The sequence below is a fragment of the Streptomyces sp. A18 genome, assembly GCF_059026065.1.
This window is the reverse complement of sequence record NZ_JBWLKL010000029.1, coordinates 32,612-55,038: the sequence shown is the minus strand read 5'-3', so window position 1 is coordinate 55,038 and position 22,427 is coordinate 32,612. Positions and strand designations below refer to the sequence as shown.

The following is a 22,427-nucleotide window of genomic DNA, read 5'->3' as shown; positions in this document are numbered from 1 at the left end:
GCGGAGGCCGGGATCACCGGGTCACGCGAGCAGGTCGTCTACTTGTGCTTCGCCTTCACGGTACCTGCGGGCGATCTCCGCGCTGCAATCGTCCGCCGTGCGCTGCAGCTGATGGCGGCGCCGGGAAACCTGCTGTTCGTAGCGGATGAGCCGCCCCATGGCCGTGTGCAGCTCGTCGTCCGTGCGGGCGTCCAGGTCGGAGAGCTCGACCTCGGCGAGCATTTCGGTCGCCAGAAGGCCGTACTCCGCGCTGTGCGGCGTGCCCAGCGTCACATGCCGGGCCGACGAGCGGTGCCGGGTCGGACCGTCCGTGAGGATCTCCGAGAGCCGGTCCACGACCGGACCCTCCGGACCCAGCCGTCCCCCAGGCCCCGGCGCCGCCGGATCCCTGCGGCGCCCGACCTCGGCCCGCAGAATGTCGATCCGCCCCTGGAGGAGGCGCCGGACATAGCTCAGGTCCGCCTCGTTCTGCTGGGCGCTCCTGCGCAGCTCACGCAGTTCGCGCAGGAGCAGCGCGGCCAGGTCGTGCTCGGGCTGCTCGGAAAGGACCGCGCTGTCCGTGCGCTGCGTGGGCGGGCGCGGCACGTTCGTACGTCGCACTGCGCTCATGCGGGTCAGTGACACAGGTCCGGGCGGCTGTCCCGTACTTGGTGTGCTCATGTGGCTCTACCGTCCCCTCGACCGGCGCGGTACACCGCGTGTGAGCATGGTGCCACCCCGGGTGGCCGCTATGTGAGCGAGTGCCCCTAATCGGCCCCAGATGGGGGGTTCAGGCCCACCTCACGGGCGGCGCATCCGGCGCATCGCGGCCGTACGGAGCACGGCATGATGGGCCGTATGCGTGCAGTGGTGCAGAGGGTGGACGGAGCGTCCGTCGTCGTCGAGGGCGAGAACGGCCCCGAGACGGTCGGCGAGATCAGCGGCGAGGGGCTGTGCGTCCTGGTGGGCGTGACCCACGAGGACACCAAGGAGAAGGCGGCCCAACTGGCCCGCAAACTCTGGTCCGTTCGGATGCTGGCCGACGAGAAGTCCTGCTCGGACATCGACGCGCCGCTGCTGGTCATCAGCCAGTTCACGCTGTACGGCGACGCGCGCAAGGGCCGCAGGCCCACCTGGAACGCCGCCGCACCCGGCGACGTCGCCGAGCCCCTCGTGGACGAGGTGGTGGCCCAACTCCGGTCGCTGGGTGCGACGGTGGCGACGGGACGCTTTGGCGCGCAGATGCGGGTGGCTTTGACGAACGATGGCCCGTTCACGGTGCTGCTGGAGATGTGACGGGCGGGAAAGACACCGCTCCAGGCCGGCCGGCCGAGCTACGGCTCGACCACGACCTCCTGCGCCGCCGCCGTCGCACCCGCGACCAGCGCCGCGTCCAGCGGTACGTTGCGCTTGATCAGGGCCAGGGCGATCGGGCCCAGCTCGTGGTGGCGTACCGCCGTCGTGATGAAGCCCAGCTTCCGGCCCTCCTCGCCCTCGCTCGCGAGGTACAGCGGCGTGCCCTGCACCGGCAGGTGCACCTCGCTGCCGTCCAGGTGGAGGAAGACCAGGCGGCGCGGCGGCTTGCCCAGGTTCTGGACGCGGGCGACCGTTTCCTGGCCGCGGTAGCAGCCCTTCTGCAGGTGCACCGCCGTGCCGATCCAGCCCAGCTCGTGCGGGATCGTGCGGTGGTCCGTCTCGAAGCCGAGCCGCGGCCTGTGCTCCTCCACGCGCAGCGCCTCGTAGGCGAGGAGGCCGACCGCGGGGCCGCTCTCCTCGGCGTACGACTCAAGGGACGCGCGCGGCAGGAAGAGATCCCGGCCGTGCGGCGTCTCGCGTACGACGACACCGTCCGGGACCGCGGCGATCGAACCAGCCGGCAGATACACGACCGCGAACTCGTCCGTACGGTCGGCGACTTCTACCCGGTTGAAGAACTTCATGCTCTCCAGGTACGCGACCAGCGCGTCCTGCGTGCCGGGCTCGACGTGCGCCCATACCGTCTCGCCGTCGTCGACGAGATAGAGGGCGTGCTCGATGTGGCCGTGCGCGGAGAGGATCAGCGCCTCGGTGGCCTGGCCGACGGGCAGCTCCGTCACGTGTTGCGTGAGCAGCAGGTGCAGCCAGCTCAGCCGGTCGGGGCCCGAGACGGTGACGACGCCGCGGTGCGAGAGGTCGACGAAACCGGTGCCGTCGGCGAGGGCGCGCTGCTCACGGAACAGATCGCCGTAGTGGGCGGCGACGCCTTCGTCCACGCCCTCGGCGGGGACGGCGCCGGGCAGGGACAGGAGGGGGCTCTTCATGTTCACCCACACTACGACCCCCCGGTACGCGCACTTATTCCTTGCCGGAGCAGTTCTCGCAGCGCCCGAAGATCGCGAAGTGCTTCAGGTCGGTGTCGAAGCCGAACGTGTCCCGCAGCTTCGCGGTGAACTCGGCGGCCACCGAGACATCCGCCTCGATGACGTTCGTGCAGTCCCGGCACACCAGGTGGATGTGATGATGGCGGTCCGCGAGGTGGTACGTCGGCGCCCCGTGCCCCAGGTGCGCGTGGCTGACCAGGCCCAGCTCCTCCAGGAGCTCCAGGGTCCGGTAGACGGTGGAAATATTGACCCCCGACGCCGTCTTCCGCACTTCGCTGAGGATGTCGTCGGGGGTCGCGTGCTCAAGGGTGTCGACGGCTTCGAGGACAAGCTGGCGCTGCGGCGTCAGCCGGTAGCCGCGCTGTCGCAGGTCGCTTTTCCAGTCGGTGCTCACCACACTTCGGAGTGTAGGCCTACTTGAAGAAAGCGATGCCGTCGTCCGGCAGGTCGCCCAGGCCGCGGGCCATCTCGGCGACGTCCTCTGGCGAGACGACCTTCTTCAGCTGCGCCGACATGTACGGACGGAGCGGCACCTCGGGGGTCTGCTTCTCGCCGACCCACATCAGGTCGCCCTTCACGTACCCGTACAGACGCTTGCCGCCGGTGTACGGGCCGGAGGCCGCCGTGCGGGCGACCGCGTCCGTGACCAGGTCGATCTGCGGCTTCTGGTCGGCCAGCTCGCCGTACCAGACCTCGACGACGCCGTCGTCGCGCACCATCACGGTCTCGACCTTGCGGTCCTTGTCGATGCGCCAGAAGCCCGACTCGGACTCCAGCGGCTTGACCTTGTTGCCCTCGGCGTCGAGCACCCACGTGTGCGAGTGGTACTCGATGAAGTCCCGCCCGTCGTGGGAGAAGGACACCTCCTGGCCGAAATTCGCCTTCTCGGCGCCGGGAAAGTCGGTGACGCCCGCGCCGGCCCAGTTGCCGAGGAGCCAAACGAGGGGCACGAGGTCGGGGTGCAGGTCGGACGGAATCTCGATCATGGGATGCTCAGACGATCTCTAGGTGGCGTACGGGGCGTACGGGGCTCAGCGCTGACCCTGGTACAGCTTCTTCACGGTCAGTCCGGCGAACGCGAGAACGCCGACGCAGACCAGAACCAGCAGGGCGGAGAAGAAGGCCTCAAGCACGGGGTGCTCCTCGGTGAGCTATTGGGGCAGGTATCAGAGCCGCTCCCACTGTAGTCGTGCGCGCCTCACCTCTCTCTGCGAGGTGGCCTTACGATGCGGCCATGGCGAAGAAGCTCGTGATCAAAGTGACCGCAGGGGCCGACGCCCCCGAGCGCTGCTCGCAGGCGTTCACGGTGGCGGCGGTGGCCGTGGCAAGCGGCGTCGAGGTCTCCCTCTGGCTGACCGGTGAGTCCGCGTGGTTCGCGCTGCCGGGACGCGCGGCGGAGTTCGAACTCCCGCACGCGGCACCGCTGCCCGACCTGATCGACTCGATCGTGGCCGCCGGACGGATCACGCTCTGCACGCAGTGCGCGGCGCGTCGGGAGATCACCGAGAAGGACGTGCTCGAGGGCGTGCGGATCGCGGGCGCGCAGGTGTTCGTACAGGAAGCGATGTCGGACGACACACAGGCCCTCGTCTACTGACCACGGCGGCCCACTCAGCGGCCCACAGCCGACCACAGCGACCCATGCGGCTTTACGCTGGATGTATGTACGCGCGGAGGCGGCACGCCTACTTCGCCATGATGGGCACGTGCATCGCCCTGTTCGTCCTGGCGTGGGGCGTGGTGCGCCTGTGGTCCATTCCCGTCGCCGTCGGGATGTGCGTCGTGGCGATGGTGATCCCACCCGTGGCCGCCATGGTGGCGAACCGCCGGGGCCCGGACGACCGCTGGTGGGACGACCCGTCGGGAGACCCGAAGTCCGACGAGTGGTGGGACGAACTGGACGGCAAACGCCGCCGCTAGCCGACAGACACCGCCACTGGCCGGCGGACACCGCCGCTAGCCGCGGCGGACACCACCACAAGCCAAAGGACCGCACCCCGTTCCAGTGGCGTCCAACCCCCTGGGGTGCGGCCCTCCAGCCGTCAGTGATCCGCTGTCGTCGGACTCAGACGGCGATCGCGACCTCCGCGAGGCCGCCCGTCTGGGCCACGACCGTGCGGTCCGCCGTGCCGCCCGGGATCAGGGCGCGCAGAGTCCACGTGCCCTCGGCCGCGTAGAAGCGGAACTGGCCGGTCGCCGAGGTCGGGACCTCGGCGGTGAACTCGCCGGTCGAGTCGAGCAGCCGTACGTAGCCGCTGACGGGTTCGCCGTCGCGGGTCACCTGGCCCTGGATGGTGGTCTCGCCGGGCTTGATCGTCGAGGCGTCGGGTCCGCCGGCCTTCGCTCCACACATATGCGTTCGTCCTTAGCTGGTCACTGCGGGTTCGGGGAGGTGTTGTTACTTGTTGGCGCCGAGCTCGATCGGGACGCCGACGAGGGAGCCGTACTCGGTCCAGGAGCCGTCGTAGTTCTTGACGTTGGTCTGGCCGAGCAGCTCGTGCAGGACGAACCAGGTGAGCGCCGAGCGCTCACCGATGCGGCAGTACGCGATGGTGTCCTTGGCCAGGTCGACCTGCTCGTCCTCGTAGAGGGCCTTGAGCTCGTCGTCCGACTTGAAGGTGCCGTCGTCGTTGGCGTTCTTCGACCACGGGATGTTGCGCGCGGACGGGACGTGGCCCGGACGCTGCGACTGCTCCTGCGGCAGGTGCGCGGGGGCGAGCAGCTTGCCGCTGAACTCGTCGGGCGAGCGCACGTCGACCAGGTTCTGCGCGCCGATCGCGGCGACGACGTCGTCGCGGAAAGCGCGGATCGACGTGTCCTGGGGCTTGGCCTTGTACGAGGTGGCCGGGCGCTGCGGCACCTGGTCGCCGTCGACCAGGTCGCGGGAGTCGAGCTCCCACTTCTTGCGGCCGCCGTCGAGGAGCTTCACGTCCTGGTGGCCGTAGAGCTTGAAGTACCAGAAGGCGTAGGACGCGAACCAGTTGTTGTTGCCGCCATAGAGGACGACGGTGGTGTCGTTCGCGATGCCCTTGGCCGACAGGAGCTTCTCGAAGCCCTCCTGGTCGACGAAGTCACGGCGGACCGGGTCCTGGAGGTCGTCGGTCCAGTCGATGCGGATCGCGTTCTTGATGTGGTTCTTGTCGTACGCGGAGGTGTCTTCGTCGACCTCCACGATGGCGACCTTCGGGTCGTCGATGTGGGCCTCGACCCAGTCGGCGTCTACCAGGACGTCGCTGCGGCTCATACTTCTTCTCCTCCGGGGCAGTTGCGGCGGGGCTGCGGTGCTGTGCGAGGGGTGCCGGGTACGGGCTGTGATCGCGCGGTGGCGCGGCGTACGCGGCGGGGGGTGGCCCTGACGGTGTCAACGGGCCTGGGGGACGCGGAAGTCGGAGCTCCCGCTCAGAAGGTGCGACAGAGCATGGCGGCGACGCGGCACAGGTCTACTGCCCGCCGCTTCGTGAGGTCCGCCTGTCGCTGCATGCGTCCGATCGTAAGGACGCGAGGGCGGCCGTGTCACCGGGGTGTCGAATGATGAGACGCGATCATCCGTATTGTGGGATGGGGAGGGGATCGGCGGAACGGCGAAGCCGCCCGCGCGGGGGCGGGGGCCTGTTTGCGCCCCTGCCACATCCACCGCGCGGACGGCTTCGTCTCGTACTGCGGAACGGCGGCTCTACGCGGCCGCCATCAGGCCCGTTCCGGGCCTCAGCCCGCGAGCTTCACGTTCGTACCCTTGACCGAGATGTCCACGCCGTCCTCGGCCGGCGTCACCTCGTCGATCTTGATGCCGCCCGGCAGGCCGCTGACCTTCTCCTCGAAGTCGGTCACATCGCGGACCAGGCCCTCGGGGAGGGGGATCGAGACGCCGAGGACCTCGAACTTCTTCGGGATCTCGTCGGCGTTCACCTTGATCGTGTCGTCCTCGACGCGGACCGAGCTCAGCACGTGCACCGGCTTCGGCAGCTTCGTGCCGCCCTTGCTCACCTCGACCTCGACCTTGATCTTGCCGTCGCCGCCGTCCGAGAGCCCGACCACCTTGCCGGTGGCGCCCAGCGGCAGCTTGACCGGCGGCTCGCCCTGCGCCTCCTTGAGCAGCTCGTCGTACGAGATCCGGGCCGTGCCGGTGGCCTCGGCCGCGGTGGCGGAGCTGTAGTCGCCGGAGAACTCGACGCCCTGCATCCGGGCGTTCAGATCGGCGATGCGGATCTTGTCGGAGCCGGAGCTGGCGTCGTAGTTCTGGATGCCGATCTCGACGTCGTCGAGCGTGCCGCCCGCGACCTGGGTCAGGAAGGGGAAGCCCTTGATGGAGACGTCCGGCGTCTCGCTGAGCCCCTCGCTGGTACGCAGCTTCTGAGCCGCCTCGTCCTCCGCGAAGCCCACCGCGAGGCGGTCGGCACCCACGAAAAGGCCCCCCAGGATCACGACGACGGTCAGAAGTATTCGTACGGCGCGCTTGCTCATGTCCGGTGTTCCCCCACCTTGTGCCCCCGACTCAACTGTCGTTTGCCGCGAGCCTAAAGGACAGGTCCCCGGCGGGAGAGCCCGACCGGGGACCTGTCGATCACCTGTGACGATCAGCCTGTGCCGGTGGTCAGCCGATGGCACGACCGAGCACGTAGACGGCCGGGGCCGCCGCGGCGAGCGGCAGGGCGACGCCCGCCGTCATGTGCACGAAGCGGGACGGGTAGTCGTAACTGGCCACCCGGTGGCCGATCAGCGCGCAGACACCGGCGCCGAGGCCGAGCAGCGCGCCCTTGCCGCCGAAGTCCGTCATGCCGCCGACGGCGATACCCGCACCCGTGGCCGCGAGCAGCGCGACGACGACGGAGGCGGGCGTCGACAGCGGCAGCGCGCGGGCGATCACGGCGACCGCGACGGCGATGCCGCCGACCGTCACCGCGTCGTCGGACGCGGCGAGGTACCCGGTCGCGATGATCGCGAGCGCGGCGGACGCGACGGTCGCCATCAGACCGGCCATCCGCTCATCGGCGGAGGCACGGCTGCGCAGTTGCAGCACGAGGACGAGCAGCACCCACACGCCGAGGGTGCCGAGGATCGCCGCGGGCGCGTTCTCCTTGCCGGTGGCGAGCAGCACGATGTCGGCGACGACACCGCCCATGAAGGCGAGCGCGATGCCCTGCCGGGCGGGCCACATCCCGTTGAGCCGGAACCATCCGGCGGCGGTGACGGCTTGCAGCAGGATCAGCGGTACGAGGAGTGCGTACTGCGAGATGGCCGCGGTCCCGGCGAGCAGCAGCCCGAGGACGGCGGTCAGCGCGGCGGGCTGGATCCCCGGCTCTATGACAGGCGACCGCCCCTCGGCGCGGGCGCGCTGGGCGTCGGTGATGCGGGGGTTGCCGGTGGTGGTGGCGGGCCCGTAGGTGGTGGGGTCTCCCGCTTCCGGCTCCGGCTCTGCCATGGGCAGGCGTTCCGCAGGGCGATGGGGGTCTCCCCTGCTCGAACGAAGTTGAGAGCTCGGGGAAGGGTGGGCGTGGCCGCCGAAGCTGCCGGGTTCCGTGTAACCAGGCGATGGCTGCGGCTGCGGCTCCCCGTAAGACTGCGGGGGCAGATAAGCGGTGTCCGTCACGTCCGCCACAGGTGAGGGCTGGATCTGGGTGTCCCAGGTCTGTCCCTCCCACTGCTGGGTGTACGAGGCGTCCTGGGGGTACGGCTGCTGCGGGTACGGATACTGGTACTGCTGCTGGGCGTACTGCTGGTCAGAGGGGGAGGGGTACGCCTGCGGCTCGGCAGGCGGATAGTCCCCCCGGTAGGGGTCGTACTCCCCGTACCCCTGATATCGCGGATCGCTCATATCGCTGCTCACCCTCCTGCGAACGGCGGGAGCACCTCGACCGTGCCGCCCTCGGCCAGCCGTACCGTCTCATGCCCGCGGGTACCCACGGGGTCGCCGTCGATGAGGAACGAGCATCGCCGCAGTACACGGACCAGTTCACCGGGGTGTCGCTCGCGCGCCGCGTCCAACGCCTCGGCCAGCGTCGTCGCGGCGTACGGCTCCTCCGCGACGCCTGCGGCTGCTTTGGCCGCGGCCCAGTAACGAATGGTGCCGTTCACCATGGCAGCTCCTCTCCTTCGGCGGATGCCGGTCCTTCGGCGGATGCCGGTCCTTCGGCGGTTGCCGACGTCCATGATGCCGTGACCCACTCGGCGATCCGACCGAGCAGGGCGTCGTCCGCCGCGTTCTCCGCGTGCCCCATCCCCGCCTCGAGCCACAGCTCGGCCCCGCCCGCAGCGGCGGCGGCCAGCATCCGGGGGTGGTCCACGGGGAAGTACGGGTCCCGGTCACCGTGCACGATCAGCAGCGGCGTCGGCGCGATGAGAGGGACGGATTCCACCGGCGAGAGCGGTACGGGGTCCCACTCGTGCGGGTGGATTCTCGTGCGCAGACCCCACCGGCCCACCACGCGCCCCGCGGGCCGCGTCACCACCCAGTGCAGCCGCCGCATCGGCGCCGTCCCCCGGTAGAACCAACGGGCCGGAGCACTCACGGCGACCACCGCGTCAACCCGCGCTTCCGTGCGCCCCCCATGCGCTGCTCCCGCGAGCGCCGCGTGCCGGAGCACCACGGAACCGCCCATCGAGAAACCCACGGTCACCACGCGCGCATGGCCGAGGGACCGCGCCCACTCCACCGCGGCCGCCAGATCGAGCACCTCGCGGTCGCCGACCGTGGAGAGCCCGCCGGACGCCCCATGGCCCCGGAAAGAGAAGGTGATCACGGCCGCGGCCTTGCCGAAGACGCCGGCGGCGCGCCGCACGTGCGGCCGGTCCAGGTCTCCGGTGAAGCCGTGCGCGAGCACGATCGCGAGGTCCGTGTCCGGGTCGGGACCGGGCTCGTACGCAGCGTCGATCGCCACACCGTCCCGTGTACGGAGCGTTGCGCGCCGCTGAACGTGAGTGATCGGCCGCACAGAAGATCGTGCGAATTGACCTGCCGGTCCGGAACTCATGTGGGCTATTCTCCTTGGCAGAGGATCCGGGCAGCGAAGCCCCCGGGTCCTTTCGTGCTTTCAGACGCGTTGTGGACACAGAGCGCGCAGGAGCCCAGGGCGCGGGCTCCGGAACCACGGCAGTACGCAGTACGCAGTACGAAGCAGTGCCGTAAACGTCCTCGCAGGGACCGAGGAGGAACCGACGTTATGGGCGAGCGAACCGTGCACAACCGTAAGACGACCCAGGCAGGTGGGCGGCGATGAGTTCTCTGCTGCTCCTCACCAATGCCCTTCAGCCGTCGACGGAGGTGCTTCCCGCCCTCGGCCTGCTGCTGCACAACGTGCGGGTGGCCCCCGCCGAAGGCCCGGCCCTCGTCGACACCCCTGGTGCCGACGTCATCCTGATCGACGGCCGCCGTGACCTGCCGCAGGTCCGCAGCCTCTGCCAGCTCCTCCGCTCCACGGGACCCGGCTGTCCGCTCGTCCTCGTCGTCACGGAGGGCGGCCTCGCGGCCGTCACCGCCGACTGGGGCATCGACGACGTACTGCTCGACACCGCGGGTCCGGCCGAGGTCGAGGCGCGGCTGCGGCTCGCGATGGGCCGCCAGTCGATCACCGCGGACGACTCCCCCATGGAGATCCGCAACGGCGATCTCTCCGTGGACGAGGCGACGTACAGCGCCAAGCTGAAGGGCCGGGTCCTCGACCTGACCTTCAAGGAGTTCGAGCTGCTCAAGTACCTGGCGCAGCACCCCGGGCGCGTGTTCACGCGGGCCCAGCTGCTCCAGGAGGTCTGGGGCTACGACTACTTCGGCGGCACGCGGACGGTCGACGTCCACGTACGACGGCTGCGCGCGAAGCTCGGTGTCGAGCACGAGTCGCTGATCGGAACCGTCCGGAATGTCGGCTATCGCTTCGTGACGCCGGAGAAGGTCGAACGTGCGGCCGACGAAAAGAAGGCGAAGGAGGCGCGGCCGCCGGCCGAGGGTGAGCACAGGGAGATCCCGACGCGCGAGGCGGCACCTGCCGCGTCCCCGCCGAAGGAAGCTGTCGTACGCCCTGCCCAGCGGTAGTTCCATCCGCGTAGACTCCGCGCGTGGCCAAGGTGACTCGGGATGACGTGGCGCGACTTGCGGGTACTTCCACCGCCGTCGTCAGCTACGTCATCAACAACGGACCTAGGCCGGTTGCCCCGGCCACGCGCGAGCGTGTACTCGCCGCGATCAAAGAGCTGGGGTATCGGCCCGACCGGGTCGCCCAGGCCATGGCGTCGCGGCGTACCGACCTCATAGGCATGATCGTGCCGGACGCGCGGCAGCCGTTCTTCGCGGAGATGACGCACGCCGTGGAGCAGGCGGCCTCCGAGCGCGGAAAAATGGTGCTCGTCGGCAACACGGACTACGTGGACGAGCGCGAGGCCCACTATCTGCGGGCCTTCCTCGGCATGCGGGTCTCCGGCCTCATCCTCGTCAGCCACGGCCTGACCGATTCGGCCGCCGCCGAGATCGACGCGTGGGACGCGCGGGTCGTGCTCCTTCACGAGCGGCCCGAGGCGATCGACGACGTGGCGGTGGTGACGGACGACCTGGGCGGCGCCCAGCTCGCCACCCGGCACCTCCTCGAGCACGGTCACGAGTACGTGGCCTGCGTCGGCGGCACGGCCGAGACGCCGACGGTGGGTGACCCCGTCTCCGACCACGTCGAGGGGTGGCGGCGGGCCATGCGGGAGGCCGGGCGTTCGGTGGAGGGGCGGCTCTTCGAGGCTCCGTACAACCGCTATGACGCGTATCAGATGGCGCTGGAGCTGCTTGCCCGGCCGAATCGGCCGACGGCGATCTTCTGCTCCACGGACGACCAGGCGATCGGCATTCTCCGGGCTGCGCGGGAGCTGCGGATCGACGTGCCGGGTGAGCTTGCCGTCGCCGGCTTCGACGACGTGAAGGAGGCGGGTCTGACGGACCCGCCCCTGACGACGGTGGCGTCGGACCGGCCCGCGATGGCTCGCGCCGCGGTCGACCTGGTCCTGGACGACGGGCTTCGGGTGGCGGGCTCCCGCCGGGAACGCCTGAAGCTGTTCCCCTCACGGCTGGTGGTCCGCCAGTCCTGCGGCTGCAACTGACCGCGCTCCCGGCGGTTTCCCCCTGGGCGACGCAACCTTTCCCGCCCACCCGCGCGGGAGCTCGCAGCCGCAGCTTTATATCGGGCATACGAGGTTCTACCGGTGTTCTCAGGGCGCACTCAGCTGCCTCTCATGAACACCCCGCAGCCTGGATTCCATGACAAACAGCGGCGAGTACCCCCAGCAGCAGCAGTCGTCAGCGCCTGTTCATCAGGGCGGTACGCAGGGCGCGTACCCGCCCCCGCCCGCTTTCGCGCCGGAAGCGCCGGCACCGGAAGAGCCGCCCAAGCACCGGCGCCGCGCCAGGGGCCCCCTGGCCCTCCTCGCCGCCGTCGCCATCGCCGCCGCAGCGGTAGGCGGCGGCACCGCCTACGCCTTCCAGGAGCTGACCGGCAAGGACGGCTCGTCGAGCAGCGCCACCAACACGAACGTCGTGCCCACCAGCCAGAAGGGCACCGTCTCCGGCGTCGCCGAGGCGGTCAGCCCCAGCATCGTGGAGATCAGCGCGAAGTCCAGCTCGGGCGAGGCCACCGGGTCGGGTGTGATCATCACGGACGACGGCGAGATCATCACCAACAACCACGTCGTCTCCGGCGCCTCGTCGGTCAAGGTGAAGACGAACGACGGCAAGTCGTACGACGCCGAGGTCGTCGGCACCGACAGCAAGAAGGACCTGGCCCTGATCAAGGTCCAGGGCGCATCGGACCTCAAGCCCGCGAGTCTCGGCGACTCCGACAACGTCAAGATCGGTGACGACGTCGTGGCGATCGGCTCCCCCGAGGGCCTGACCGGCACCGTCACCAGCGGCATCATCTCCGCCCTCGACCGCGACGTCACCGTATCGACGGACGAGGACCAGGGACAGCAGCGGCAACAGCAGGGCGGTGGCTGGCCGTTCGAGTACGGCGGCGAGCAGTTCAACGGCGACACCGGGTCGTCGAAGACCACGTACAAGGCCCTGCAGACCGATGCCTCGCTCAACCCGGGCAACTCCGGCGGCGCCCTCATCGACATGAACGGCAACATCATCGGCATCAACTCCGCGATGTACTCGCCCAGTTCGTCCTCGCAGAGCGGCGCGCAGTCGGGCTCGGGCAGCGTCGGCCTCGGTTTCGCCATCCCGATCAACACGGTCAAGGCCGACCTCGACACCCTGCGGTCCGGCGCCACCGACTGACCCCCGACCGCGCCACGCCACTCCCCCTGGAGGCCCTCATGTCCGGACGACCGACCATCACCGTCAACCGCGCCCGGCACGCCCTCGCCGTCACCGTCGACTGGGGCCGCCCGGACACCGATCCGGCGGGCCTCGGCCTCCCCCTCTCCGTGGCCGGGGAGCTGCACGGCGCCTCCGCGGTCCGCGCCCCGGAGGTGGCCACCACCACCCCCTCGCGCCCCGCCGCACGCCGCAAGCCCCGCGCGCGCGTGCGAGGCTGATACCGGCCCCGTCCACCACCCCGTACCCGAGGAAGTACCAAGCCGATGAGCCCCGCCGAAGGCGACCGCGAACAGCTGCGCATCCTGATCGTCGACGACGAGCCCGCCGTGCGGGAGGCGCTGCAGCGCAGTCTCGCCTTCGAGGGGTACGGCACGGAGGTCGCCGTCGACGGCGCCGACGCGCTGGAGAAGGCCGCGGCCTACCGCCCCGACCTCGTCGTGCTCGACATCCAGATGCCCCGCATGGACGGCCTCACCGCCGCGCGGCGGCTGCGCGCCACGGGGTCCCTGACGCCCATCCTCATGCTCACCGCGCGTGACACGGTCGGCGACCGCGTCACGGGGCTCGACGCGGGGGCCGACGACTATCTGGTCAAGCCGTTCGAGCTGGACGAGCTCTTCGCCCGGATCCGGGCGCTCCTGCGCCGCAGTTCGTACGCGGCTGCCGCTGGCCAGGCCGAGGAGGGTGACACGCTCGCCTTCGCCGACCTGCGGATGGACCTCGCGACGCGTGAGGTGACCCGCGGGGCACGCACGGTGGAGCTGACCCGTACGGAGTTCACCCTGCTCGAGATGTTCCTCGCGCATCCGCGCCAGGTACTCACGCGGGAGCAGATCCTCAAGGCGGTCTGGGGCTTCGACTTCGAGCCCTCCTCCAACTCCCTCGACGTGTACGTGATGTACCTGCGCCGCAAGACGGAGGCGGGGGGCGAGCCTCGTCTCGTCCACACGGTGCGGGGTGTGGGGTACGTGCTGCGTCCGGGTTCCGGCGGCCCCGAGTGAACAGGCTCTCCCACCGGTACCGCGCGATGCCGTTGCGTTCGCGGCTCGCGTTGCTGGTGACGTGCGCGGTGGCACTGGCGGTGGCGGCCGTCGCGGTGTCGTGCTGGCTCCTGACCCGGGCGCAGCTGCGGGACCAGATGGACGACTCGCTGCGGAGCCTCAACGTCCAGGGCCCCTACCTCGCGGACACGATGGCCGCCTGCCGTGACACGGGCAGCTCGCCCAACTCCGAGACGGGGCCCGGCACCACGACGGTCTTCGTGCAGGTCGTCGAGGCGGACGGCACGCGGTGCGTGGGACGCGGCTCCACGGCCGTACTGGTGCAGGAGTCCGATCTGGGGGTGGCCCAGGGCGTGCGGGAGGACTCCCTGCACGACGGCAGGACCGACGACGGTGAGTCGGTGCGCGTCCTGACGCAGCGGCAGAACGGCATCACGGTCTCCCTGTCCCGCCCGCTCTCCGAGATCGACACTCCCCTGAACAAGCTCGCCCTGCTGCTCGCCGCCGTGGCGGGGATCGGCGTCATCGGCGCGGGCGCCGCCGGCCTCTGGGTGGCCCGTACCGGCCTTCGGCCGGTCGACGAGCTCACCGGGGCCGTCGAGCACGTGGCCCGCACGGAAGATCTGAACCTCCGCATCCCCGTCGAGGGCGACGACGAGATCGCCCGTCTGTCCCGCTCCTTCAACTCCATGACCGGCTCCCTCGCGTCATCCCGCGACCTGCAGCAGCAGCTCATCGCGGACGCCGGTCACGAGCTGCGCACCCCCCTCACCTCGCTCCGTACGAACATCGAGCTGCTCGCCCGCAGCGAGGAGACCGGCCGGGCCATCCCGCCCGACGACCGCAAGGCGTTGCTCGCCTCCGTGACGGCGCAGATGACCGAACTCGCCGCGCTGATCGGTGACTTGCAGGAGCTGTCGCGCACCGACAGCGGGCAGGGCGGCAAGGTACAGGTCATCGCCCTGCACGAGGTGGTGGAGACCGCTCTGGAGCGGGCGCGGCTGCGCGGGCCCGAGCTGACGTTCACCGCGGACCTCGCCCCCTGGTACGTACGCGCGGAGCCCGTGGCCCTGGAGCGGGCCGTCGTGAACATTCTGGACAACGCGGTGAAGTTCGGGCCTTCGGGCTCCACCGTCGAGGTGGCCCTGAAGGGCGGCGCGCTGACCGTCCGCGATCACGGCCCCGGCATCCCCACCGACGAGCTCCCGCACGTCTTCGACCGGTTCTGGCGCTCCCCGTCGGCCCGCAGCCTCCCCGGATCGGGCCTCGGCCTGTCCATCGTGGCCCGGACCGTCCACCAGTCCGGCGGCGATGTGGCGCTGCGGCCCGCCGAGGACGGGGGCGGCGGGACGGTGGCGACGGTCCGCCTGCCGGGGGCCCCGACCCCGCCCCCCTCCACGTAAGGCCGGGCGAAAACCGGGCGAAGGCCCCCGGGGGGAGTCCTACTTGCCGATGGAGAGCCCTGTCCCCGTGAGCCGCACCCTGATCCCGTCCTTCTGTACGTTCACGTCCTGCAGCCACACGTTCCCGTCGCCCGGCAGCTTCGGCAGCTGGAAGGCGAGCGTGAGGCGGTCGGCGAGTACGGGGCGGGTGAGCTCGGAGAGGCCCTTGAGGAGCGCCGGGTCGAGGCCGAGCTTCTTCAGGAGCTCGGGGTGGCCCATCGCGACGTCGATGAGGTTGAGGCCCATCACGTCGTTCACGAAGCGCGGGGAGCCCACGAGCTCGTTCAGCTTGGTGTCGCTCTTCAGCGCGCCGCTGACCACCGAGTCCGGGACGCCGAGCCGCTTGACGATCGACGGGACGGAGAGCAGCGCCTTCGCCTTGGCGGTCTCCTTGGCGAGGCGGTCCGTGGAGGCCTTGCTGAGGTGCAGGCCCTCGGACTCGCGGGTGCCGGGCCGGTAGGTCGCCAGGTCGCCGATCTGCAGGCTCATCCTGCCGATGTCGGTGGAGATGCCGCGGTCGCCGTTGCGCTGGATGCGGGCGTCGGCGCGCAGCTTCAGGTCGTGGCCCGCGACGGGCAGCGTGCCGCGGGCGAGCACCTGGTCGTGGCCATGGCCGGTGAACGTGACCTGGGACGCGCCCAGTTCACGGTTCAGGTCGTCGAAGGAGAGCAGGACCTCGCCCTTCATCTCGCGGATGAGGGCGCCCTTGATGTCGGTGGGCCCGTCGCCGGTGATCGTCACGTCCTCGGCGCTGGCGGAGACCTGGGCGAGCGAGATGCGGTCGGCGGCGACGTCCGGGACGGTCACCTTGACCTTGTCGACACGCTGGTCGAAGACCTGGGTCAGGAAGGGGAAGCCCTCGATCTCGACCTCGGGCGCCGCGCTCAGGTGCATGGAGTCCTTGAGCTTGTCCGCGGCCTCGTGCTCGGCGTAGAGCAGGGCCCAGCGGTCACCGAGCGCGAGGAAGGCGGCCAGGACGACGAGCGCGACGACGGCCTTCGCGGCGAGCGGGAGCCCGGCGAACCGGTTGCGGCGGCGGCTGCCGCGGCGGTGGTTCGGGGGCTGCCACGGGGCGTCGGACCTGTCGGCCTCGTCGTCGTCCGACTCGTGGAGGAACTCCTCCAGCGGGTTCGGCGACGCGAGGGCGCCGAGCTCGTCGTACGGATTCAGCGGGGCAGTGGTCTCTACCGCCTCGCGGGTTGCTTCTGGGGGAACCGATTCGGCGTGCCAACCATCAGACGGATGAGCCTGGTTGTGATCGGGCGGAAGCGTGGCTATGCGGTGGGGGGAACGCATCAGCTGATTTCACCATACGTTCACACCCCACCCCAAGCCTTACGCCCAGTAACCACCGATTTGGACCGGCTTCTGAGCGCTCCTGTTAACGCGTCGTTCACTTCACGACGGTGATCCTGTCCGCCTTGGGCGGTGCGATCGGCTTGTCCGCCGAGGAGTTGGCGGTCAGGTAGTCGTTGAACGCCTTCAGGTCATCGCTGCCGACCAGCGGCTTCGTGCCCTTGCCGAGCTCGGCGAAGCCGTCGCCGCCGCCCGCGAGGAAGGAGTTCATCGCCACACGATAGGTGGTGGCCGGATCGATCGCCTTGCCGCCCAGCTTGATCGAGTCGGTGACGACGCGGTCGGCGCCGGACTTCGTCATGTCGAGCGTGTACGTGAGGCCGTCCGAGACCTGCAGGATCTTCGGGGAAGCCTCGTTCGCCCCGCTCACCTGCTGCTTCAGCCCGGTGATCAACTGCGCTCCGGTGAGGTCGACGAGATTGACCGTGTTGCTGAACGGCTGGACCGTGAAGCCCTCGCCGTACGTCACGACCCCGTCACCCTCGCTCCCGCTCGCCTTGAAGACGAGGTCGGAGCGGATGCCGCCGGGGTTCATCAGCGCCAGATCCGTCTGAGGGTCCAGCGACTTGCCGTGCGCGAGCTGCGCGTCCGCGATCAGGTCGCCGAGCGGCGCCTCGGGGACTCCGGCGCCACGGCCGGGGATGTCGCCGGAGATGAAGCCGACCGGCTTGTTGGCGACGGGCTCGGCCAGCGTGTTCCAGCGCTCGATGAGCGAGGTCATGTCCTTGGCCTTGGCCTGCTCACGGCTGACGACGTGGTTCGCCGACTTCACGGACGTACGGACGATGTCCTTCGTCTTGCGGTCGTACGTGAGCGTCGTGTCCGTGTAGAGCTTCCCGTAGGACGAGGCGGACGTGACCATGCGGGGCTTGCCCGACGGGTCCGGGATGGTGCAGACGTACGCGGAGTGGGTGTGCCCGGTGACCAGGGCGTCGACCTTGGGCGTGATGCCCTTGGCGATGTCGGTGATCGGTCCCGAGATGCCGTCGCCCGCGCCGGGCGCGTCACAGTTGTAGTTGTACGCCTGGCTCGCGGGGGCACCGCCCTCGTGGATGAGCGTGACGATCGACTTCACGCCCTGCTTGTCGAGGATCTTGGCGTACTTGTTGACCGTCTCGATCTCGTCGTGGAACTCGAGCCCCTTGACGCCGTCGGCCGAGACGATGTCCGGCGTGCCCTCAAGGGTCACGCCGATGAAGCCGACCTTGACGCCCTTGTTCTTCCACACCCAGTACGGCTTGAGGATGGGTTTGTCCGTCTTCTCGTCGGTCACGTTGGCCGCGAGGTAGGGGTAGTCGGCCCCCTCGAACTTCTTGCCCTTCTCGAAGCAGCCGTCCTTGGGGTGGCAGCCGCCGTTCTGCATGCGGGCCAGCTCCTTGGCCCCCTCGTCGAACTCGTGGTTGCCGACGCTGGTGACGTCCAGGTCGAGCTTGTTCATCGCCTCGATCGTCGGCTCGTCGTGGAACAGGCCGGACAGGAGCGGGCTCGCGCCGATCAGGTCACCGGCCGCGGCCGTGACGCTGTAGGGGTTGCCCTTGCGGGCCGTACGAAGAGACGTGGCGAGGTACTCGGCACCGCCCGCGTCGATCTTCTTCTCGGTCCCGTCGGGCTGCTTCTCCGTCACCTGGCCCGAAGACCCGGCAGGCGGCTGCAGATTGCCGTGGAAGTCGTTGAAGGACAACAGCTGCACGTCGACGGTGCGCTTCTTGCCCGCCGCGCCCGCCTGCTCCTGCCCGGCGCTCGCGGGCAGCGCGGCGGCCAGCGCGCCGAGCGTGGCGAGACCGGCCGCGGCGGCGAGCACACGGGTGGCGCGGCGTCTGGGCCGACGTGGCTGAGGTGTGCCTTGCACGTTTCCCCCTGGGAGAGGTCTGGGACTGCTGAGGGTGTGAAACTCCCGCGCAGCCTAAAGTCAACGCGCGTAGCGCGACAGGGGGTTACGGGTCACGAGGTGATTGCCGTCGGGGGCGTTGCGGACACTTGGGGCATAGCGACTGCGGGCCGATGCGGCATCGCGTATGTCCGTGATCTGCTCCTCGACCGGCCGCCGCCGTACCCTCGACTCCATGACTGACGAGCAGCAGCCTCCCGCCAACCTGCGGCAGATCGACACCGTCGCCGCCCTCACATCCGACCAGGCCGACGCCGTGCTCGGACTCGTCGCGGAAGCGGCCCGCGCGGACGGCCAGCAGGCCGTGTCCGAGCAGGGGCGGCTGCAGCTGCGGGGAGGTGCGCGGACGGGGGTGCGGCATCTGCTGCTCGGCGTCGGCGACGAGCTCGTGGGGTACGCGCAGCTGGAGGACACCGACCCCATCGAGGCGCCCGCCGCCGAGCTCGTCGTGCACCCCGCGCACCGCGGCCGGGGGCACGGCCGCGCGCTCGGCACCGCGCTGCTTGCCGAGTCGGGCCGGCGGCTGCGGATCTGGGCGCACGGCGGACACTCGGCCGCGCGGCACCTCGCGCAGGTGCTCGGGCTCACCCTCTTCCGTGAACTGCGGCAGATGCGCCGCTCGTTGGGCGATCTGGACCTGCCCGATCCGGTGCTCCCCGACGGCGTCTCCGTACGCGCCTTCGTCCCCGGCGCGGACGACGCGGCCTGGCTCGCGGTGAACGCCGACGCGTTCGCCCACCACCCCGAGCAGGGCTCCCTCACCCAGCGCGACCTGGACGACCGCAAGGCCGAGCCGTGGTTCGACCCGGCGGGCTTCTTCCTCGCGGAGAAGGACGGCGATCTTGTGGGCTTCCACTGGACCAAGGTGCACGCGGACGAGGGCCTCGGTGAGGTGTACGTCCTCGGGGTGCGCTCGGGCGCGCAGGGCGGCGGCCTCGGCAAGGCGCTGACGACGATCGGCCTGAACCACCTGGCGGGGGCGGGCCTTCCGACGGCGATGCTGTACGTGGACGCGGACAACAAGGCGGCGGTGAGCGTCTACGAACGACTGGGGTTCGTCACGCACGAGACGGATCTGATGTACCGGACGGAGTCCTGAGCTCCTCGCATGACGAAGGGCGCGGTGTTCCCCTGGGGAACACCGCGCCCTTCGTCATGCGTGCCCGGCTACTGCCCGGCTACTGCCCGGCTACTTCGACTCCACCGGCTCCAGACACATCTCGAACTGCACCCTGCCGCGCCGCGTCTCCTGGTACTGGGACTGCCCCGGCTTGCACTCGGCCTCGAACTTGCTCGCCACCTTGTACTCCGCCTTGGCGTTCGAGCAGTCGATGACCTCCATGTCGGGGCTGCCGTCGGACCCCTTGTTCTGTACGCAGTCGCCGACTTCGGCGACCGCCGGCGCCTTGGCGGCCTCGCTGTCGGGGCCCGTGGTGTTGCCCCTGCTGCTGTACCACCAGACCCCCGCGACGACCGCGGCGACGAGCAGGGTCACCGCCTTCATCACGGGTGACAGGCGGCTGAAGGATGAATTGGACAAGGTAAGTCCCCCGACTTTCCATGCGTGTTCACGTCAAATGCTGAGCCGCAGACGTTACAAGATCACCTGCCCCTTGACGTAACCGGCCGCTTGCACCACGCTTTCACTACTCAATTAGTGAAAGGGTGGTGCAAGGGCATGGGCATGGTCGAGTTCCGTATCGACCGGCGCAGCGGCGTCGCCACCTACCTCCAGATCGTCCAGCAGACCCAACAGGCCCTGCGCCTTGGCCTGTTGGAACCGGGCGACAAGCTGCCCACGGCCCGTGAGGTCGTCGAGGCGACGGCCATCAACCCGAACACGGTCCTGAAGGCCTACCGCGAACTGGAACGCGAGGGCCTGGTCGAGGCCCGCCGTGGGCTCGGCACCTTCGTACGGAAGTCGCTGGGCTCCACGCCCACCGACTCCCCGCTGCGCGGCGAGCTGAGCCAGTGGGCCGCACGTGCCCGCGCATCCGGTCTGGAGAGGGACGACGTCGCGGCGCTGTTCAGCGCCGTACTCGAAGAGCAGTTCACGCAGTCAGAGCACGCAGAGCACTCATCTCGCTCGGAGCACTCGGAGCACTCGGAGCAGCATGTGACCAAGGGGGACCCCGCATGACCGACACCGCCATAGAGGCGGCCGCGCTCGCCAAGAGTTACGGGCGGCGGGGCCACGCCCTGCGCGACTGCTCCTTCCGGCTGCCCGCCGGACGGATCTGCGCGGTCGTGGGGCCCAACGGCGCAGGCAAGTCGACGCTGCTCACCCTCGCGGCCGGGCTGATGCGGCCCTCCGACGGCACGCTCACCGTGCTCGGCACCGACCCGGCCGCCGCACGCGAACGCATCGCGTACGTCGCCCAGGACAAGCCGCTCTATCCGCAGCTCAGCATCGCCGACACCCTGCGGCTCGGCGCCGAGCTGAACGCCGGGCGCTGGGACACCGCCGTCGCCGAACGAGTCGTACGCGAAGGAGGGTTGGACCCGAAGCTGCGCGTGCGCACGCTCTCCGGCGGTCAGCGCACCCGCGTCGCGCTCGCCATCGCGCTCGGCAAGCGGGCCGAACTCCTGCTCCTCGACGAGCCGATGGCCGACCTCGACCCGCTCGCCCGCCACCAGCTGATGGGGACGCTGATGGCGCAGGCCGCCGAGCACGGCACCACCGTGGTCATGTCCTCGCACATCGTGGGCGAACTGGCCGACGTCTGCGACCACTTGCTCCTGGTCTCCGGCGGCCGGGTCAGGCTCGGCGGCGGCATCGACGACCTCGTCTCCGCGCACGCCCTGGTCACCGGGCGCCACCCGGTCGAGGACCTGGCCCCGCACACCGTCGTCGAATCCCGCGCCACCGGCCGCGGCCTGTCCGCGCTGATCCGGCCGGACGGCCCGGTCGGCGCCGGCTGGGACGTCGAAGAGCCGTCCCTGGAGGAACTGTTGCTGGCCCATCTGCGCTCCCCCGAGGCGCCGACACTGCTGACGCCGAGCACGGCGCCCGCCGCTGACCGCGAGGTGACGGTATGAGCTCGCCTCTTCTTCGCGGTCAGCGCTGGGCGGATGTCCGGCTGCACCGCACCGCCCTGCGGACGGCGGGCGGCCTCGTCGTCCTGGCGGCGGTGGTGACGGGTTACCTGCGGTGGGCGGCCTCGGCCTACCCGGTGCCGACCGCCGACTGCTACGGCCCCTGCGAAGACACCTTCCTCGGGTTCGCCAGCGCCATGGACCTGCTCTCCAGCGCCATGGAAAAGGGGGCCGTGGCCCTGCTGCTCCTGCCCCTACTGGTCGGCGCCTTCGTCGCGGGCCCGTTGATCGGCCGCGAGATGGAGTCCGGGGCGTACAAGCTGGCCTGGACCCAGTCGGTCTCCCCCGCCCGCTGGCTCGCGTCGAAGCTGACGACGGCCGCCGTACTGACCTTGGCCGGCGCGCTCGTGCTCATGGCCGTCTTCCAGCTCGGCGCCTGGAACCTCCTGGGCCGCTGGAACCTCTCCTGGACCGACCGCGGCGTGTACGAAGCGATCGGTCCCGCCCTCATCGCGTACTGCCTGCTCGCCGTAGCCGTCGGCGCGCTCGCCGGACTGCTCCTGCGGCGCACGCTGCTCGCCATGTCCGTCACCGGCGTCGTCACCGGCGGCGTTCTCCTCGCCCTGGGCAGTGTGCGCTGGCACCTGTTCCCGGTGACCACGGTCTCGGGGCCCGCCTCGGGCACGGACTCGGACTACACGATGCACGACGTCCCCGTGGACTCCCTCATCATGGACATGGGGGTCCACAACGCCGCCGGTGAACGGTTCGTGGCCGGACAGTGCTCCCCCGAGCAGATGGCCGACTTCCCCTGCCCGTCCGACACCCGCATCACCGGCTGGTACGCCGACGTCCACCCCCATTCCCACTTCTGGTACGTCCAGTTCATCGAGACCGGCATCATCCTGGCCCTCACCGCGGCGGCCGCGTACGCCGCGTTCCGGGTGCTGCGGCGCCGGACCGCCTGATTCCGCAGGGCCCCCGGGCGTGTAGACGTCCGGGGGCCTCCGGTACATGTCCCGCACGTCATGTCGCCGTAACCAGTGATTCAGACTGGCTTGCGACCCTCACTCAATG

The 22,427-nt window shown here is 70.1% G+C and carries 27 protein-coding genes; 13 read left to right on the top strand and 14 right to left on the bottom strand.

The genetic code is table 11. The annotated features are described in order from the left end of the window. Nucleotides 1–21: 21 nt before the first annotated feature. A complete protein-coding gene (locus AC5P1C_RS32195) occupies nt 22–660 on the bottom strand; it encodes an RsiG family protein (protein WP_493869482.1) in 639 nt (212 codons plus the stop codon). 177 nt (nt 661–837) lie between these two features. Between AC5P1C_RS32195 and dtd the strand changes: the two genes are divergently transcribed. Beyond that, on the top strand, nt 838–1,275 hold the full coding sequence (dtd, locus tag AC5P1C_RS32190; protein WP_493869481.1) for a D-aminoacyl-tRNA deacylase: 438 nt from the start codon (nt 838–840) through the stop codon (nt 1,273–1,275). Between the two features lie 38 nt (nt 1,276–1,313). On the opposite strand, the gene ygfZ is transcribed toward dtd, so the two are convergent. From ygfZ to AC5P1C_RS32175, 3 genes are read right to left on the bottom strand one after another with little or no spacing between them, the layout of a single operon-like run. Then, nucleotides 1,314–2,279: a CAF17-like 4Fe-4S cluster assembly/insertion protein YgfZ gene (gene ygfZ / locus AC5P1C_RS32185; protein WP_493869480.1), complete on the bottom strand. Its 966-nt coding sequence runs from the start codon at nt 2,277–2,279 to the stop codon at nt 1,314–1,316. 34 nt (nt 2,280–2,313) lie between these two features. Then, complete coding sequence (locus tag AC5P1C_RS32180) at nt 2,314–2,736, bottom strand: Fur family transcriptional regulator (protein ID WP_493869479.1); 423 nt, start codon at nt 2,734–2,736, stop codon at nt 2,314–2,316. Between the two features lie 16 nt (nt 2,737–2,752). Then, nucleotides 2,753–3,325 (bottom strand): heme-binding beta-barrel domain-containing protein, encoded by a 573-nt coding sequence (locus AC5P1C_RS32175; RefSeq protein WP_249589121.1) that lies wholly within the window; start codon nt 3,323–3,325, stop codon nt 2,753–2,755. A 248-nt stretch (nt 3,326–3,573) separates the two neighbouring features. On the opposite strand from AC5P1C_RS32175, the gene AC5P1C_RS32170 reads away from it, so the two are divergent. Then, entirely contained in the window at nt 3,574–3,936 is a 363-nt protein-coding gene (locus tag AC5P1C_RS32170; RefSeq protein WP_493869478.1) for a DsrE family protein, read from the top strand. 65 nt (nt 3,937–4,001) lie between these two features. Continuing rightward, nucleotides 4,002–4,259 (top strand): DUF3099 domain-containing protein, encoded by a 258-nt coding sequence (locus AC5P1C_RS32165; RefSeq protein ID WP_493869477.1) that lies wholly within the window; start codon nt 4,002–4,004, stop codon nt 4,257–4,259. A gap of 145 nt (nt 4,260–4,404) precedes the next feature. On the opposite strand, the gene AC5P1C_RS32160 is transcribed toward AC5P1C_RS32165, so the two are convergent. From AC5P1C_RS32160 to AC5P1C_RS32130, 7 genes are all read right to left on the bottom strand, one after another. Next, nucleotides 4,405–4,692 carry a DUF1416 domain-containing protein gene (locus AC5P1C_RS32160; protein WP_160505842.1) on the bottom strand — a complete coding sequence of 96 codons (288 nt, stop codon included), beginning with the start codon at nt 4,690–4,692 and terminating at the stop codon, nt 4,405–4,407. Nucleotides 4,693–4,737: 45 nt separating this feature from the next. Beyond that, the gene (locus AC5P1C_RS32155; RefSeq protein ID WP_409058452.1) at nt 4,738–5,583 is read right to left on the bottom strand and encodes a sulfurtransferase; all 846 of its coding nucleotides are present in this window, start codon (nt 5,581–5,583) and stop codon (nt 4,738–4,740) included. Between the two features lie 155 nt (nt 5,584–5,738). Then, nucleotides 5,739–5,819, bottom strand: coding sequence for a putative leader peptide (locus tag AC5P1C_RS32150; RefSeq protein ID WP_351007875.1), 81 nt, complete (start codon nt 5,817–5,819; stop codon nt 5,739–5,741). Between the two features lie 225 nt (nt 5,820–6,044). After that, the gene (locus AC5P1C_RS32145) at nt 6,045–6,800 is read right to left on the bottom strand and encodes an LmeA family phospholipid-binding protein (RefSeq protein WP_493869476.1); all 756 of its coding nucleotides are present in this window, start codon (nt 6,798–6,800) and stop codon (nt 6,045–6,047) included. A gap of 130 nt (nt 6,801–6,930) precedes the next feature. Further along, entirely contained in the window at nt 6,931–8,151 is a 1,221-nt protein-coding gene (locus AC5P1C_RS32140; RefSeq protein ID WP_493869475.1) for a hypothetical protein, read from the bottom strand. Between the two features lie 8 nt (nt 8,152–8,159). Continuing rightward, nucleotides 8,160–8,414: a MoaD/ThiS family protein gene (locus AC5P1C_RS32135; RefSeq protein WP_160505846.1), complete on the bottom strand. Its 255-nt coding sequence runs from the start codon at nt 8,412–8,414 to the stop codon at nt 8,160–8,162. Continuing rightward, nucleotides 8,408–9,307 (bottom strand): alpha/beta hydrolase, encoded by a 900-nt coding sequence (locus AC5P1C_RS32130; protein WP_493869474.1) that lies wholly within the window; start codon nt 9,305–9,307, stop codon nt 8,408–8,410. Before AC5P1C_RS32130 ends, AC5P1C_RS32135 begins: the two co-directional genes overlap by 7 nt. 242 nt (nt 9,308–9,549) lie before the next feature. Here AC5P1C_RS32130 and AC5P1C_RS32125 point away from each other — a divergent pair, with 242 nt between their 5' ends. From AC5P1C_RS32125 to AC5P1C_RS32100, 6 genes are all read left to right on the top strand, one after another. Then, nucleotides 9,550–10,362, top strand: a complete 813-nt coding sequence (locus AC5P1C_RS32125; RefSeq protein ID WP_493869473.1) for a winged helix-turn-helix transcriptional regulator — start codon at nt 9,550–9,552, stop codon at nt 10,360–10,362. A 23-nt stretch (nt 10,363–10,385) separates the two neighbouring features. After that, complete coding sequence (locus tag AC5P1C_RS32120) at nt 10,386–11,408, top strand: LacI family DNA-binding transcriptional regulator (protein WP_493869472.1); 1,023 nt, start codon at nt 10,386–10,388, stop codon at nt 11,406–11,408. Between the two features lie 157 nt (nt 11,409–11,565). Next, nucleotides 11,566–12,585 (top strand): S1C family serine protease, encoded by a 1,020-nt coding sequence (locus AC5P1C_RS32115; RefSeq protein ID WP_493869471.1) that lies wholly within the window; start codon nt 11,566–11,568, stop codon nt 12,583–12,585. Nucleotides 12,586–12,623: 38 nt separating this feature from the next. Continuing rightward, complete coding sequence (locus tag AC5P1C_RS32110) at nt 12,624–12,845, top strand: hypothetical protein (protein ID WP_493869470.1); 222 nt, start codon at nt 12,624–12,626, stop codon at nt 12,843–12,845. A gap of 45 nt (nt 12,846–12,890) precedes the next feature. Next, nucleotides 12,891–13,628: a response regulator transcription factor gene (locus AC5P1C_RS32105; RefSeq protein WP_493869469.1), complete on the top strand. Its 738-nt coding sequence runs from the start codon at nt 12,891–12,893 to the stop codon at nt 13,626–13,628. 26 nt (nt 13,629–13,654) lie between these two features. Continuing rightward, complete coding sequence (locus AC5P1C_RS32100; protein WP_493869468.1) at nt 13,655–15,031, top strand: sensor histidine kinase; 1,377 nt, start codon at nt 13,655–13,657, stop codon at nt 15,029–15,031. A gap of 39 nt (nt 15,032–15,070) precedes the next feature. On the opposite strand, the gene AC5P1C_RS32095 is transcribed toward AC5P1C_RS32100, so the two are convergent. Both AC5P1C_RS32095 and AC5P1C_RS32090 read right to left on the bottom strand, forming a co-directional pair. Further along, complete coding sequence (locus AC5P1C_RS32095) at nt 15,071–16,366, bottom strand: LmeA family phospholipid-binding protein (protein WP_493869467.1); 1,296 nt, start codon at nt 16,364–16,366, stop codon at nt 15,071–15,073. 97 nt (nt 16,367–16,463) lie between these two features. Beyond that, nucleotides 16,464–18,275 (bottom strand): bifunctional metallophosphatase/5'-nucleotidase, encoded by a 1,812-nt coding sequence (locus AC5P1C_RS32090; protein WP_493869466.1) that lies wholly within the window; start codon nt 18,273–18,275, stop codon nt 16,464–16,466. A 214-nt stretch (nt 18,276–18,489) separates the two neighbouring features. On the opposite strand from AC5P1C_RS32090, the gene mshD reads away from it, so the two are divergent. Continuing rightward, nucleotides 18,490–19,413 carry a mycothiol synthase gene (gene mshD / locus AC5P1C_RS32085; protein WP_493869465.1) on the top strand — a complete coding sequence of 308 codons (924 nt, stop codon included), beginning with the start codon at nt 18,490–18,492 and terminating at the stop codon, nt 19,411–19,413. 90 nt (nt 19,414–19,503) lie between these two features. On the opposite strand, the gene AC5P1C_RS32080 is transcribed toward mshD, so the two are convergent. Continuing rightward, nucleotides 19,504–19,854 (bottom strand): LppU/SCO3897 family protein, encoded by a 351-nt coding sequence (locus AC5P1C_RS32080; RefSeq protein ID WP_493869464.1) that lies wholly within the window; start codon nt 19,852–19,854, stop codon nt 19,504–19,506. A 144-nt stretch (nt 19,855–19,998) separates the two neighbouring features. Between AC5P1C_RS32080 and AC5P1C_RS32075 the strand changes: the two genes are divergently transcribed. From AC5P1C_RS32075 to AC5P1C_RS32065, 3 genes are read left to right on the top strand one after another with little or no spacing between them, the layout of a single operon-like run. Next, a complete protein-coding gene (locus AC5P1C_RS32075; protein ID WP_493869522.1) occupies nt 19,999–20,454 on the top strand; it encodes a GntR family transcriptional regulator in 456 nt (151 codons plus the stop codon). Further along, complete coding sequence (locus AC5P1C_RS32070; protein ID WP_493869463.1) at nt 20,451–21,353, top strand: ABC transporter ATP-binding protein; 903 nt, start codon at nt 20,451–20,453, stop codon at nt 21,351–21,353. Before AC5P1C_RS32075 ends, AC5P1C_RS32070 begins: the two co-directional genes overlap by 4 nt. Further along, nucleotides 21,350–22,318, top strand: coding sequence for an ABC-2 membrane transporter-related protein (locus tag AC5P1C_RS32065; RefSeq protein ID WP_493869462.1), 969 nt, complete (start codon nt 21,350–21,352; stop codon nt 22,316–22,318). The genes AC5P1C_RS32070 and AC5P1C_RS32065 overlap by 4 nt, the downstream gene beginning before the upstream one ends. The last annotated feature ends 109 nt before the right edge of the window (nt 22,319–22,427 follow it).